Consider the following 14011-nt stretch of genomic DNA (forward strand, 5'->3'; position numbering starts at 1 on the left):
AAAATCCCAACCATTACTGATTGGGATTATGCTCCTCTTCTTGGGCTCGAACCAAGGACCCTCTGATTAACAGTCAGATGCTCTAACCAACTGAGCTAAAGAGGACTGTGATATACACAAACTCAAGCTATTTGCTTAAGCGATGGCAAATTTAATACGTTTTTTATTTATGGCAAACTTTTAAGAGAGAAATATTACTTAAAAGCGTGAAATTATCCGAATAGGGCTTTAAATAAGTCGTTACCATTAGCATACAGCATCAGTGATAACAATATTACTATTCCTATAATTTGTGCTCGTTCTAAGAATTTATCTCCTGGTTTACGACCAGTGATTATTTCATATAACAAAAACATAACGTGTCCACCGTCCAAAGCAGGAATAGGCAGGATATTCATAATCGCTAGAATAAAAGAAATAAAAGCCGTCGTTGCCCAGAATGCTGTCCAGTCAAAAGTATCAGGATATAGCTTTGCAATAGTTCCAAAACCACCTAACTGGCTCGCACCTTTTGCTGTAAACACATACTTAAACTGCACAATATAATCGTGCATAGTCCAGTAGCCTCTTGAAATACCTGCAGAAATGCTTTCAGAAAAAGAGTATTGTTTACGAGTAACCTTAGCATATCCTTTTTCAGTAGGTTTTTTGATTATTCCTAAAACCTTAGGCTCGTCCACTTCTTTGGTAAAGAAAAAGAATGTCTTCTTTTCAATAGTAGTAAAAGTAACTTCTTTATTGTAACGCTCGCCGTTGTATTCCCATACCACTTCAAACGGTTCTTCATGCTTCACCTTATGATTCATCGCATAACTGTAGTCTGTATTGAATTCAATAGGATATCCAGCTACAGAGATAATTTTAGAACCATCTTTTATTCCTATTTTATATGCTTTGGAATCTACAACGACAGAATCTACAGTAAATGGTACTCGAGCTTCTAATGAAGTGGAAACTCCAGCCTCAAACATTCTACTACCTATATCTTCTGGAATCGCTACTTCTACTTTCTCACCGTTTCTTAAAACAGTCACAGTTTCAATGTCTCTAAAGATGAGTTTTTGATTTAATGTTGGCGCAAAGTCTATAGTATCTTGATCGATAAGCAATATTTGATCTCCTTTTCTAAAACCTACTTCCTCTAAAGTTTCTGGAAAACCAAAACCGTATTTAAAGTCGGCGCCGCTGGCTTCATTAGTCCCGTTATAGGCAATTAATCCTATGTAAATTACAAAACCTAGAACTACGTTCACAATTACACCACCTAACATAATAATCAAGCGTTGCCATGCTGGCTTAGATCTAAATTCCCATTCTTTAGGCTCTTGAGCCATTTGCTCTTTGTCCATGCTTTCATCGATCATTCCAGAGATCTTTACGTATCCTCCTAACGGTAACCATCCTATACCGTAAACGGTTTCTCCTATTTTCTTTTTGAAAAGAGAGTACTTAATATCAAAGAATAAATAAAACTTTTCTACTCGAGTTTTAAAAAGTCTAGCAGGAATAAAATGGCCCAGCTCATGAAGAACAATAAGCAAGGAAAGACTCATTAAGAAATTTATAATTAGAACAACCGTAGGGTGCATATATTTTTATTTTAAGAGCCGCAAAAATAGGTCATTCACGACAGTTTGCATAATAGGTTTTGAGATTTACAACACGATAAGCTTCTCCGTAAAAATCCCCATGTTAGTACTAAGTTGAATGAGGTATATACCACCCATTTCTGGAGTCGGCAAAATGTGGTCTGGATTATTTTGTAATTCGCTTTTGTAATTCTTAATTATCCTTCCATTTAAATCAAATATTTTGACTTGATTCACCTCTATATTTGAAGTGGTTATTTGAAAATAGTCTCGTGCAGGATTAGGAGCTATTTGAAATTCCGCTTTCGCGAAAGCGTCACTAGTACCCAAAGTAGTATTGTTATTCTTACTTATCGTCTCCACATCTGGATCGATCTCAATGGTTGCAGCAATAAACGGAATGCTCACATTAAAGTTCTCGTTATTATTATCAATAGCCAACATAAAGCGTTGCTCCTGACCGTTAATGCCAGTTATTTTTATGGGAAGTTGGACTTCAAATAAATTCACCGAAGGATGGCTGGTGAACTGCTGGTAAATAATATTCACGCCGTTAGGTTCTTGCCTCCATTCTATTTGATGTTCTGGATATCCTTCTCCATAGATCCAATCGTTAAAAAATTCGGTTAAATTCTCGCCACTTGTACTTTCGGCAATTGCTTTAAAATCGGTAGTTACAGCGTAATCAAATGCCAGTTGCGGATCATCAAGATAGTTTCTTAGTGTTTGATTGAAATTAGTCTCACCTATTTTCTTGCGCAACATATGCAATACCATCGCTCCTTTGTTATAGGAAAGATTGCCGTTAAAAACGCGTCCCACATTCAATGTGTCTTGAGCGGCTACATAAACACTACCGCTAGTAGGAGTTGTTGCCCGATTATTTGCATTTACGCGCCAGTTTTTAAAAGTAGCAGCACCGTCCAAATGTTCTACTGTCATTCCTGTCAGGTAGGTGGCAAAACTCTCATTGAGCCATATGTCTTGCCAGCTACCGCAAGTTACTTTATTTCCAAACCACTGGTGTCCTAACTCGTGAGCGATCAGCCCACGACTAAAACCTCCCATAAAGCTAATAGTCGTATGTTCCATGCCGCCGCCCCAACCGAATTGCGCATGACCATATTTCTCATTTCTAAACGGATAGGGTCCAAAGCTACTTTCAAAGAAATTCATGATAGGAACGGTAACGGCAGTACTTGCCTGCGCGGTAACAAGATCTTCTGGATATACATAATTATCTATAGGCAAGGCCGTTGCGCCACTACCTACGGTGTCTGTATATTTCACATAGTTAGTAACCGCGATAGCGATGAGGTATGCTGGAATAGGGTAATTGTGCATCCATCGGTAACGTTTTCCTGTCGTCGTTGAGGTCTCAGATATTAAAAGACCGTTAGAAACTCCAGTGTTTCCCGCTGGTGTGTTTAAAATGACCTCAGTCACATCAATTTTATCGTTGAGGTCTTGTTTACATGGCCACCAGGCTTTGGCACCATAAGGTTCAGAAAGAGTCCAGATAATTCCTGCATTGTTGTGTGTGGTTTGTGCAAAACTTCCAAAACCGCTCGCTATAGGATTACCACTATATGTAACACTAAGGCTATCTAAGACTCCGCTATTTTGTATTGAGGGAAGATCTATAACCAGCTCGTCATTTCCGTTATTCATGAAATTAAGAGCAACACCTCTTTGTGTTACCTGGCTGACTGTCATATTAGAAGCAAGTTCAAAAATCACCTCATCGATATCGCCTACTGCTTCAAAATGAGAGGTTACTGTTCCTGAGATTTGCGCTACATCAGGATCTGTGTCTAATTCTAAGCGTACGTATTTTAAATCATAGTTTGCAGTAGATTGATTGATGACGCGCATTTCTGGTTGTAGGATACTTGATTTTAATAAACAGGCGTCTACTCCAGGTTGTGTAGGTGGAGACTGTTGTGATTCCGCTCTGGTACCGTGTCGTTGCACAGCATAGACTTCATTGCTAAAAGGGGCAATGAAAGCGAGAACAAAACCCACAAATAATACCCATTTATTATGCTTCATTTAGAACTGATTTTTAGTAAGGAAAGTTACGAAAGCTTCACCAATATAATGTCAACCGATTATTAGGTCGTAATTTTGTAAAAAAGTATCACAAATGCTGCAATTCTTAGATAAAAACAAATGGCGTATTCTGTTCATGGTTATTTTGTGTGGTGGTATTTTGGCATCATTTCAATATGCACTTACACCAGAAAAAACGTTGCCAATAAGACAACCAGATGAATTTGATCCATCGCTGGTAGATGACTCTATGCTTTTTGTAAAAAAGTACCATAAGATCGCTCCATTTGAACTAGTTAATCAAAATGGTGATACCATAACGCAAGATGATTACACAGGTAAAATTTATGTAGCAGATTTCTTTTTTACTACTTGTCCTACTATTTGTCCTGTCATGACAAAGAATATGATGCTGGTTCAAGAAGAGTTTAAAGATGATCCAGAGATCCTGATTCTTTCCCACAGTGTGACTCCAGAAATAGACTCTGTAGAGGTTTTAAAAAAATATGCAGTTAAAAAAGGTGTGCTGGATCACAAATGGAATCTTGTTACCGGCGATCGCAAGCAAATTTATGATCTTGCTCGCAAATCATACCTTGCTGCAAAAGAGAATAAATACGGTGGTGAATACGCTCTAGTGCATACAGAAAATTTTTTATTAGTAGACAAAGAAGGTAGATTGCGCAGCCGCTCCTACGATGGTACAGATGCAGAAGATGTTGAAAAACTGATAGAAGATATCTACATTTTGAAAGATATGTACAAGAGGCAGCGCGATTGATCTTAATAATGGGTTATTGATCGGTATTAGCGCTAACTTTTTATTTCTTTCTTAGATTATAATAGGGTTAATTACCTTTGCTGCATTAATCGATTCTATTATGAAAAAAATATTACTATCTCTTGTGATACTATTCACTGCTAGTATTGCAATGGCACAAACTGAGGCTGAGTTAAAGGCCTTAAAGAAAACTAAAACAGATTCTATTGCACAAATTCAAGCTCGTGCAAACGCTATTCAATCTAAAATTGATGCACTTCCGGGCTGGAAGAAAGGTGCTTTTGGAACTGTAGGTGTCAATTTATCTGAATTTAGTAACTGGTATTCTCAAGGAAGTGCAGATGTTTCTTCCGGTAACATAGCGCTTATTGCAAATGCTTATGCTAATTTAAAGCAACCAAAGTATTTCTGGAGAAACTCTTTAAACATCAATTTAGGATGGGTAAAATTTGACGATAAAAATGACCCAACTGATGATGACAGCTTTCAAGAGGCTACTGATGTTTTCAATATTTCTTCTCTTTATGGTTACCGCTTGAATGAGAAGTTAGCCGTATCAGCTTTAGGAGAATACCGTACAACTCTATTAAACAACTTTAACGATCCTGGTTATCTTGATATAGGAGTCGGTGGTACCTGGACGCCTGACGATTATCTGGTTGTTGTCGTGCATCCATTGAACTACAACTTTGTATTTGCTGAGGACGATACTGTTTTCAATTCTTCTCTAGGAGCAAAGGTAGTTGCAGATTATACACGCAGCATAGGTAAAATCAGTTTTAAGTCCAATCTCTCAATGTTTTACAGCTATGAAAGTAGTGACCTTTCTAACTATACGTGGATCAACTCTTTTGGTTATACGTTATGGAAAAATATCGGTATCGGTTTTGAATTTGGTTTAAGAGGTAACAAGCAAGAAGCGCTTAATTTTGCTAATAACAACCTAGCACCTATGGCAGACCCTTTTACCTTTGAGAATGTAGATAATGAATTGCAGTCCTATTATTTAATAGGTGTGAATTATAAGTTTTAAAAAATACTTTTAGATAAATTTAAAAAAGGCTTCTCTTTATTGGGAAGCCTTTTTTGTTGTTTAATTGAAAAATTTAATTATAGAAAATAAAGATATACATTCACCTAACATTATAATTTAAAATTTGAACATATGAACAATTTAAAAAAGTTTACACTTCCATTATTTTTTGTGTTTGGGATTGCGTTAGCAGCTACAGCAACTCAAACTACTTATGAAAATGCACCTGAATCGACTAGTATTGATAAACATTTAGTTACATGTCAAAATTCAAGTTGTAGTTATAAAGGGCATCCTAGGAATAAAATAAAAGAACTTAAGCCATTTCAGAACATCGTAGAGTAAAAATTAATCGATGTAGAGTTTTAGCAAATCAAGTACTTATTGATTATTAAATTCTTTTAATCTCTAGAATCAATGAGGTTAAAAGAATTTTTTGATTGGTCATTATTGAAGCATCTTTATCTTAATAATTTTATTCATCACAGTAACTTATTCCTATTATGGAAACTAGCTCTTTCTGACCCAACGTTCATTGGAACTTTGATAAGTAGTGAATAAAATAAGTATTCACTTAAAATGATCCGTATTCTTAATTTTTCAAAAAACAGTTTTTTACCTCAGAAATATATGTAGTTGTAAAATGTTGTTCTTTAATTAAATAATTATTTTAAAGTTCTAGAACCCTTTTGTTTTTTTACCAGTACGCTCTTGTTCTTCTGGAGTCTCAGTGCTGCGATTTTCAAGCCTAAAGTTTCCAAATTTATAAGTGAATCCTAAACTGAATAATTGAGTTTCAAGTAAGCTCAACTCTATATTATCTTGATTTTGATACCTAGAAACAAACGGTTGATTTGCAGAAAGGAAAATATCACTATAACTAGCAGTAAACACAGCTCTTTTGTCCCATAAAGTTTTAGAGAACCCTATACGGCTAGTGAATAAGTTCTCGTATTTATAAGTACCGAAAAGTATGCTGGAAAGATAAGTGGCGCTTATCGTCATGTCTAAACTACCATCTTCTGATAAATTAATAAGGTTATTAGTATCAACATAATATCCTGTGGTGTTGGTTTGTTGCACCCTGCTGGCAGACTGTAGTGCATCAACTTCATTCTCCATATAAAATGCTCCAAACGTTGTGCTGGTGAGCCAGCTCTCATTTAAGTAATTATAAAATGTTGCATCTACACTATATTGAAATTCATAATTTAAGTTTATAGACCTTAAAATCAGTGTGTTGGTATCATTATTCTGGAACGATATACTATTTATCATATCATTTGTGTTGATATAATATACATCAACAAATAGCTGGTTTTTATAATTCCAGCCTAAGTTAATTTTGTCAGTAAAAGCAGGAACTAAATCTGGTGCTCCAGTGCTTACAATATTATCGTTTGTAAAATTGTTAAATGGATTCAAATCTCCAGAACCAGGTCTGTCTATGGATCTTTTATAACTTAAGGTCAAATCATTACTATCATTTAAAATATGATTGATAGATAAATTAGGAAAAACACCTAGGTAGTTTTGATTATTTACTAGACCTAAAGACTGACTATCACCTTTAACATCTGTCTGTTCTAATCGCAATCCTGCAATGAATCCCCATTTAGTCCAATCTCTTGAAACCTGCGTATAAGCTGCATAAATACGCTCATCGTACAAATATGTATCAGATAATGATGGGTCTATGATAGCACCCATGTCTGTATCTAAAAAATCTTGATCGCTTTTATTTGATATACTAGTAAACTTTAATCCTGAAACAAAATTATAAGAACCAAACACATCCTCATAATCTATTTTCCCTGTAAAAATATCGGCTTCTTGAATCCCATTAGTTCTAAAGCTGTTTGTTCCAGTAGTCGTTTGAGTGTCATCAAAAAATACACTTGAAAAGTTTTGATTATTGTCGGTATCAGTAAATATATAAGTTCCTTCAACACTTAAAAAGCCACCATTATCATTAAGAATTCTCTGCCAACTTAGGTTCATATGTCCACTTGAGTAATCTTGTTCTGTTTTAGAGTTTGTATCAAAACCACTGAAAGTTGTTGCTCCTTGAGGTAAAATTAATGTATTTACATCGTTATCTATTTTTTTGCCATTGTTTATTCCTAAATACCCCATGAAGGACAAAGTGTTTTTTTCATCGAGTGTAATATCTATAATACTGTTAAAGGCATGAGCATCACTTCTAGACACGGACTCTACATCTGTAAACCAACGAGAGTTTCTAGAACCATCACTATTAAAAAAACCTACCTCGGACTCTTGCAGCGTTAAATCTTTACGTGGATTATAATTGTAATTCGCATAAACATTAATCCAGTCGTTCTTATAGGAATGTCCAGTCCCTAATTGATATTTTGCAAATGTATCTACTGACCAATTACTAGTTACTAAGCCTTTATAACCTAAAGAGATGCTTTTACTTGTTATAATATTAATTACTGCGCCGCCATCTGCATCGTAGCGAGCTGGTGGATTAAAAATTACTTCAACGCTTTTTACATTATCGCCACTATAACCTCTTAGTAATTGTTGCAACTCTTCGTCACTTAAAAAAACTCTCTTATTGTTAATGTAAACCTGAGCGACACTACCTTTTACCATATAAGAGCCATTCATTTCAAAAACTCCTGGGGTAGATTGTAAAATTTGAGACGTGTTCCCTGTACTTAGCGAGCTGTTTTCAACGTTAAAAATTAATCTATCAGCTTTTCGCTGTATAGTAGGTCGTGCCGCATTTACTACAACAGCATCTAGTTCTTCTTGATTTGCATTTAAAACAACAGCTCCTATGTCTGTAGATTTATTAAGTGTTAGCTTTCGCGAAAGCGGAACATAACCAACTGATGATACTTGCAATGTATAATCACCAGCAGCACAATTTGCTATCTTAAACTTCCCTTTTTCATCAGAATAAGATGCTTTATAGAACACACTATCGGGCATTTTAAATAACACAACATTACTGTAAGCTAGTGGCTCTTCACTATTATTAATAATAGTTCCTGTAAGATCGTTTTGTGCAGTCGTACTAAGAGCTAGGATAAAGATAAAAAACTGTAAATATTTCATTATAAGAATTTAATGAAAAGCTAAAATACCAAAGATCGGGAAAACTAAACGCGATGTTTTAGATTATATTTGCACACCTATGGAAAGGAATATGAAGAACATACGTAATTTTTGTATCATTGCTCACATTGACCACGGTAAAAGTACTCTGGCAGACAGGCTTTTAGATGCGACACACACGGTTACTAAAAGAGAATCACAAGCACAACTTTTAGATAATATGGACCTGGAGCGAGAGCGTGGTATAACGATAAAATCACACGCTATCCAGATGGATTATACGGCTCCAGATGGTGAGCAATATATTCTCAATCTAATTGACACTCCTGGTCACGTAGACTTCTCTTATGAGGTATCTCGTTCTATTGCTGCATGTGAAGGTGCATTGCTTATAGTAGATGCAGCTCAAAGTATTCAAGCGCAAACTATTTCAAATTTATACTTAGCGCTAGAAAATGATCTAGAGATCATTCCAGTTCTCAATAAAGTAGACTTGCCTAGTGCAAATCCTGAAGAGGTAACCGACGATATTGTAGACCTTTTAGGTTGTGATCCTAGTGAAGTAATTCCTGCTAGTGCAAAAACTGGTTTAGGAATACAAGATATTCTTGATGCGATTGTAGAAAGAGTTCCTGCTCCTAAAGGAGATCCAGATGAGCCTTTACAAGCACTAGTTTTTGACTCACAGTACAATCAGTTCCGTGGTGTGGAGACTATTTTTAGAGTCATCAATGGTTCTATTAAAAAAGGTCAGCATATTAAATTTGTTGCCACAGGAGAAAGCTATTATGCAGACGAGATAGGAACTCTGAAATTGAATCAAGTTCCTAAAAAAGAAATAAGTGCAGGTGACGTAGGTTACCTAATTACTGGAATTAAAGAAGCCAAAGAAGTTAAAGTAGGTGATACAATTACTGACCATGCTAATCCTACTACAAATCCCATCGGTGGTTTTGAAGACGTGAAACCTATGGTATTTGCTGGTATTTATCCTGTAGATACTGAAGATTACGAAGACTTGCGATCTAGTATGGAAAAGCTACAGCTTAACGATGCTTCATTAGTGTTTACAGCAGAAAGTAGTGCAGCACTTGGTTTTGGTTTCCGATGTGGATTCTTAGGAATGTTGCATTTAGAGATCATTCAAGAGCGACTAGAACGCGAGTTTGATATGACTGTGATCACTACCGTACCTAACGTATCTTACTATGCTTACACTAATAAAGAACCGGATGAGCGCATCATTGTAAATAATCCAAGTGATTTACCAGAACCATCGACTTTAAACAGAGTAGAAGAGCCTTACATCAAGGCAACTATCATTACAAAATCTGAATTTGTAGGTAATGTAATGTCGCTTTGTATAGAAAAACGTGGGATTGTAACTAATCAAACGTATTTAACTACCGAAAGAGTAGAACTTACCTTTGATATGCCACTTGCCGAGATTGTATTTGATTTCTACGACAGGTTGAAAACGGTCTCCAAAGGTTATGCTTCTTTTGACTATGCTCCTATAGGAATGCGAGTTTCCAAATTAGTACGATTAGATGTTCTTCTAAATGCGCAAACTGTAGATGCTTTGAGCGCGTTGATTCACTTTGACAATGCCTATACCATAGGAAAGAAGATGGTAGAAAAGTTACGTGAGTTAATCCCTAGACAGCAATTTGATATTCCTGTTCAAGCGGCGATAGGTGCAAAAATTATTGCTCGTGAAACGATTAAAGCATTGCGTAAAGACGTTACTGCAAAATGTTACGGTGGAGATATTTCTCGTAAACGTAAACTTCTTGAAAAGCAAAAGAAAGGTAAAAAACGTATGCGTCAGGTAGGAAACGTAGAGATCCCACAACAAGCATTTATGGCGGTTCTTAAATTGAACGATTAATTAGTACCTCAAAAAATTAATCATACACTGCACGGCTTGTCTTAAATCTTCTGGCAACCGATCTTGATGCCATGGATGTGATGCGCCCAAAACATGGTTTGCATCCCTGATCAATTTCAGTTGAGAGTTAGGACTTGCCTTATGCAGTTTATGCGCATCATTTACATGAACTGCTTCGTCGTTATCTCCATGAAGAATTAAGTGTGGTTGAGTGATTTTTTGAGCTTGTTTCAAGATGGTTAAATCTTCTTCATTATTTTTAAAGTCTTCAAAAAACTGATATAAATGCGGCATATCCTGTCCGGTACGACCATTTTTAACGTGCATGACTCCTTTTTCTTTCCACTCTTCAAGTGCTTTCCCTGACGGGAAACGCTCTGCATAGTCAGCTACTCCTGCTAGGGTGATTAACTTAGAAACTCTGCTATCATTTGCAGTAACTATGGTGGTGATTCCGCCGGCTCTGGAATGGCCTATTAAATTAATTTTTGTTTTATCGATAGGTAATTGTGAGCTCTCGATCCAATCCAAAACTAATTTTGTTTCTCGTACTTCCATGCTGTAATTATTCTTTGAGAAAGCATCTAGATCTGGAAAATCGATAGGCTCTTCTACCGTACCACCATTGTGTGAATAGTTAAACTTTATGAATAGAAATCCCGCTTTCGCGAAAGCGGAACCCATTAAACTCCACGCACCCCAATCTTTAAATCCTTTATAACCATGGCAAAAAACCACAACTGGTAATTGCTGGTCAGATTCTAGATATTGATAATCAAGTAAAATAGCTCGATTATTTTCTCCTTTCAAAACATTGTTGTTACTCGTAATCATACTGGTTTTTCTATGAGGTCAATTTCTTTATTATATAATTCTTGAATCAAAGCAAAAAGCTCTTGTTCAAACTTTTCTAATACCGCTGCATCGATCATTTTTTCATTGTATCGATGCTTGCCGTAAGAAAACGGAATATAGCCTTGATCAAAGTTCTTAAAACTAATGATTCCTGCGCTAGCTTCTGTGAACGGATCGTTAAGACTGTGCAAATAAGTGTACATGAGCACTTGAAATGCTTTGGCCTTTTTGTAGTCTTCTCTAAGAATAGTAAAGTCATCTGGATCGATACCTACGTTACCTTTATCAGTCGCGCCTGATTTGTAATCAATGATACGCAATTTACCGTCCAGCTGGTCGATGCGATCTACCATACCGTGGATTTTCACCTTCCCTATTTGCGATACATCGATAACAGCCTCCAGCTTGCGCTCGACACTTTTGATGATTAATTCTTGATCGTTTTTAACGAGTTCTAAATCACTTTCTACCATTTTCTTTATGTAGTGTAAAGAAACTTCGTAAATGATCTTATTCTTACCTAATGGAGCAGAATCTGAGGTATAACATTCTTTATAAGCGATGTCTAATTCTGTCTTAATTTGCTTCTTTATCGTGTCAAAATCTTCTTTGATCAAAATCTTACCTACAAAAGGCTGATACAATTTATCAAGCGCCTCATGAATGATGGAACCCATAGTATTTGCAGCGATGTTTTCTTCTACATCTTCCATGTCTGAAATACGTAATATCTTGCTCGCGTAAAAATCGATTGGGTTGCGCACATAACTGGTCAATGCCGATGGACTAAAACCGCTTGCTGCTATTTGATCCAGTCGTTCAAAATAAGATGGTTCTTTTTTAATGATCATCAACTCGTCTTTAATGGCACTATTTTTAAAAATATAGTGTTTGTGAGTGACGATGTGATTACAATTTTGATCTGTTTCTAGTTGAGTCAAGAATCGGCTTTTCTCGCCGCCGCCTAATGTATCACCTTCTGTATTGTAAATAAAAGCAGCCTTCTCTACTCGATGCAACAATCTATAAAAGTGATAGGCATAAACGCTGTCTTTCTCTGAATAAGTAGGAAGCTCAAACTGATATTTCATATCATTTGAAATATAGGAAGCCGTAGATTTACCAGCAGGCAAAATACCTTCATTTACTGAAAGCATGATGGTATTTTTATAATCTAAAGCCCGCGTTTCTAGCAATCCCATAATTTGAAGACCGCGCACTGGTTCACCTATAAAATCAAGATTCTTAAGAGGCACAAGTTGTTTATATAAATAAGCTACAGTTTTTAAATCTTTAATTTCTTGATTATTATCAATAATGGTTGCTAGGTTTTGAACAACTTCAGTGATGCCTAGCAATTGCTCGATTTCTAATCGTCTATTTTCCTCATTAAAAAGAGCTTTTTTTAACTCATTAAGTAAATACTGAACTAACTCGATAAGCGCTCCTACCGTTTCCACTGGTTTTAAAATAGTGTTTAATAAATCGATTTCAGTCACTTCTTCAAAACTAGAAGGCGTGATATATATCAGGTTGTTTTCTCTTATAAACTTTATTAATTGACGTGATTTCTCTGCGATTAACAAGTGTGCAAAACTAGATTCTAAAATATTTACAACTCCTTTGTAATAATACTCTCTATCAATAGCGTCTGTATGCATTTTAATAACATCATAGATAAAAGCAGATAGCGGCAATTGATCGAGTGCCAGTCCCATGGTTACATTAAAATGCTGGATGTTTTGTGGAATAGCGTCTAGTAATGGTAATAGCAATCGCTCATCTGCAAGAATGACTGCGGTATCTTCTAATTCTTCTTGAGGTATTTGCGCCATTAATTGTGCAGCCACCTGTATCATACTCAAGTTACCTGCTGCACCGTGTATGTCTATTTTTTTCGCTGATTGATAGAAATTACTGTAAATATCTAATTCCCTATTGTTATAATATTTCCATTCTTTTTTAAACCTGCGTATAAACTTTCCAGATTCATGATAAGGTAATTCCATCAAATAGGAATCCATATCCCAGTAAACATGTCCTTTTTCTTCTTCAAGTAGCTTCTGTATGATCTTAGACTCCGCCGTATTGAGTGCATTTAGTCCCAAAAATATGGTGGTTTCCACTTGATTTGAAGTGAAGGATCGTTGTTCCGCTTTCGCGAAAGCGAGCCTATAAGCCATCCCTTGATACACCATTTTATTCTCCAAACATAATTTTTGAAAAGCGTCGTAATACAGATGGAGTTTCTTCCAAAACCTTAAGTATTTTGATACCATCAAGGTAGGATTTTGACTCAACGCCCAGTGATCCATTTCTTTGATACTTCCCAAATAATTGAAAAACTGTTCTGGATCTACTAAATAGCGATCCATTTCATTAAAGTCTTTAAGGATAGTAGTCGCCCAGCCTATAAACTCATCAAAGCTATCTAGATTTTCTCCATTTTCAACACTTTTATAGGCTTGATAAAATAAAGGCAAAAGGTCTAGATCGTTTACAATCTCTACTTGGGACAGATGTTCTATATATTCTTCTACACTATAAATTTTAGGTAAGAAAATAGGTTGATCAATACGTTGTGCAACATATCTACTTAGGAAAATTCCAACACGTCGCGATGGAACTACGTAGTTTACTTTAGTAATATCTATTTGCTTCTTCTCGAGATCAATTAGGATGTTTTCTAAAAATGAATTCATCTGGTTAAGATAATTAAT

Annotated in this window: 9 protein-coding genes and 1 tRNA gene; 4 read left to right on the top strand and 6 right to left on the bottom strand. The window is 35.8% G+C overall.

Features of this window, described 5'->3' with window-relative positions; translation table 11 throughout:
* Positions 1-31 precede the first annotated feature (31 nt).
* The 3 genes from DDD_RS06105 to DDD_RS06115 form a co-directional block, all read right to left on the bottom strand.
* A tRNA-Asn gene (locus DDD_RS06105) sits at positions 32-105 on the bottom strand.
* A gap of 107 nt (positions 106-212) precedes the next feature.
* Positions 213-1553 (bottom strand): RIP metalloprotease RseP, encoded by a 1341-nt coding sequence (gene rseP / locus DDD_RS06110; protein ID WP_015361916.1) that lies wholly within the window; start codon positions 1551-1553, stop codon positions 213-215.
* A gap of 102 nt (positions 1554-1655) precedes the next feature.
* Positions 1656-3641 (bottom strand): M1 family aminopeptidase, encoded by a 1986-nt coding sequence (locus DDD_RS06115; RefSeq protein ID WP_015361917.1) that lies wholly within the window; start codon positions 3639-3641, stop codon positions 1656-1658.
* A 94-nt stretch (positions 3642-3735) separates the two neighbouring features.
* Between DDD_RS06115 and DDD_RS06120 the strand changes: the two genes are divergently transcribed.
* From DDD_RS06120 to DDD_RS06130, 3 genes are all read left to right on the top strand, one after another.
* Positions 3736-4422, top strand: coding sequence for an SCO family protein (locus DDD_RS06120; RefSeq protein ID WP_015361918.1), 687 nt, complete (start codon positions 3736-3738; stop codon positions 4420-4422).
* Positions 4423-4522: 100 nt separating this feature from the next.
* On the top strand, positions 4523-5455 hold the full coding sequence (locus DDD_RS06125; protein ID WP_015361919.1) for a DUF3078 domain-containing protein: 933 nt from the start codon (positions 4523-4525) through the stop codon (positions 5453-5455).
* A 132-nt stretch (positions 5456-5587) separates the two neighbouring features.
* On the top strand, positions 5588-5800 hold the full coding sequence (locus DDD_RS06130) for a hypothetical protein (RefSeq protein WP_015361920.1): 213 nt from the start codon (positions 5588-5590) through the stop codon (positions 5798-5800).
* 333 nt (positions 5801-6133) lie between these two features.
* On the opposite strand, the gene DDD_RS06135 is transcribed toward DDD_RS06130, so the two are convergent.
* Complete coding sequence (locus DDD_RS06135; protein ID WP_015361921.1) at positions 6134-8545, bottom strand: outer membrane beta-barrel family protein; 2412 nt, start codon at positions 8543-8545, stop codon at positions 6134-6136.
* A gap of 91 nt (positions 8546-8636) precedes the next feature.
* Here DDD_RS06135 and lepA point away from each other — a divergent pair, with 91 nt between their 5' ends.
* Positions 8637-10436 (top strand): translation elongation factor 4, encoded by a 1800-nt coding sequence (lepA, locus tag DDD_RS06140; RefSeq protein WP_015361922.1) that lies wholly within the window; start codon positions 8637-8639, stop codon positions 10434-10436.
* Here lepA and DDD_RS06145 read toward each other — a convergent pair whose 3' ends face one another.
* A complete protein-coding gene (locus tag DDD_RS06145) occupies positions 10437-11270 on the bottom strand; it encodes an alpha/beta hydrolase family protein (RefSeq protein WP_015361923.1) in 834 nt (277 codons plus the stop codon).
* Positions 11267-13993: a PD-(D/E)XK nuclease family protein gene (locus tag DDD_RS06150; protein WP_015361924.1), complete on the bottom strand. Its 2727-nt coding sequence runs from the start codon at positions 13991-13993 to the stop codon at positions 11267-11269. The genes DDD_RS06145 and DDD_RS06150 overlap by 4 nt, the downstream gene beginning before the upstream one ends.
* Between the last annotated feature and the right edge of the window lie 18 nt (positions 13994-14011).

It is taken from the genome of Nonlabens dokdonensis DSW-6 (assembly GCF_000332115.1).
In the GTDB taxonomy this organism is placed as follows: domain Bacteria; phylum Bacteroidota; class Bacteroidia; order Flavobacteriales; family Flavobacteriaceae; genus Nonlabens; species Nonlabens dokdonensis.

Excerpts from the sequence above, each read along its gene's own strand:
- rseP (WP_015361916.1), bottom strand. The coding sequence starts at position 1,553 with ATGAGTCTTTCCTTGCTTATTGTTCTTCATGAGCTGGGCCATTTTATT.
- DDD_RS06120 (WP_015361918.1), top strand. The coding sequence starts at position 3,736 with ATGCTGCAATTCTTAGATAAAAACAAATGGCGTATTCTGTTCATGGTT.
- DDD_RS06135 (WP_015361921.1), bottom strand. The coding sequence starts at position 8,545 with ATGAAATATTTACAGTTTTTTATCTTTATCCTAGCTCTTAGTACGACT.
- lepA (WP_015361922.1), top strand. The coding sequence starts at position 8,637 with ATGAAGAACATACGTAATTTTTGTATCATTGCTCACATTGACCACGGT.
- DDD_RS06125 (WP_015361919.1), top strand. The coding sequence starts at position 4,523 with ATGAAAAAAATATTACTATCTCTTGTGATACTATTCACTGCTAGTATT.
- DDD_RS06150 (WP_015361924.1), bottom strand. The coding sequence starts at position 13,993 with ATGAATTCATTTTTAGAAAACATCCTAATTGATCTCGAGAAGAAGCAA.
- DDD_RS06145 (WP_015361923.1), bottom strand. The coding sequence starts at position 11,270 with ATGATTACGAGTAACAACAATGTTTTGAAAGGAGAAAATAATCGAGCT.
- DDD_RS06130 (WP_015361920.1), top strand. The coding sequence starts at position 5,588 with ATGAACAATTTAAAAAAGTTTACACTTCCATTATTTTTTGTGTTTGGG.
- DDD_RS06115 (WP_015361917.1), bottom strand. The coding sequence starts at position 3,641 with ATGAAGCATAATAAATGGGTATTATTTGTGGGTTTTGTTCTCGCTTTC.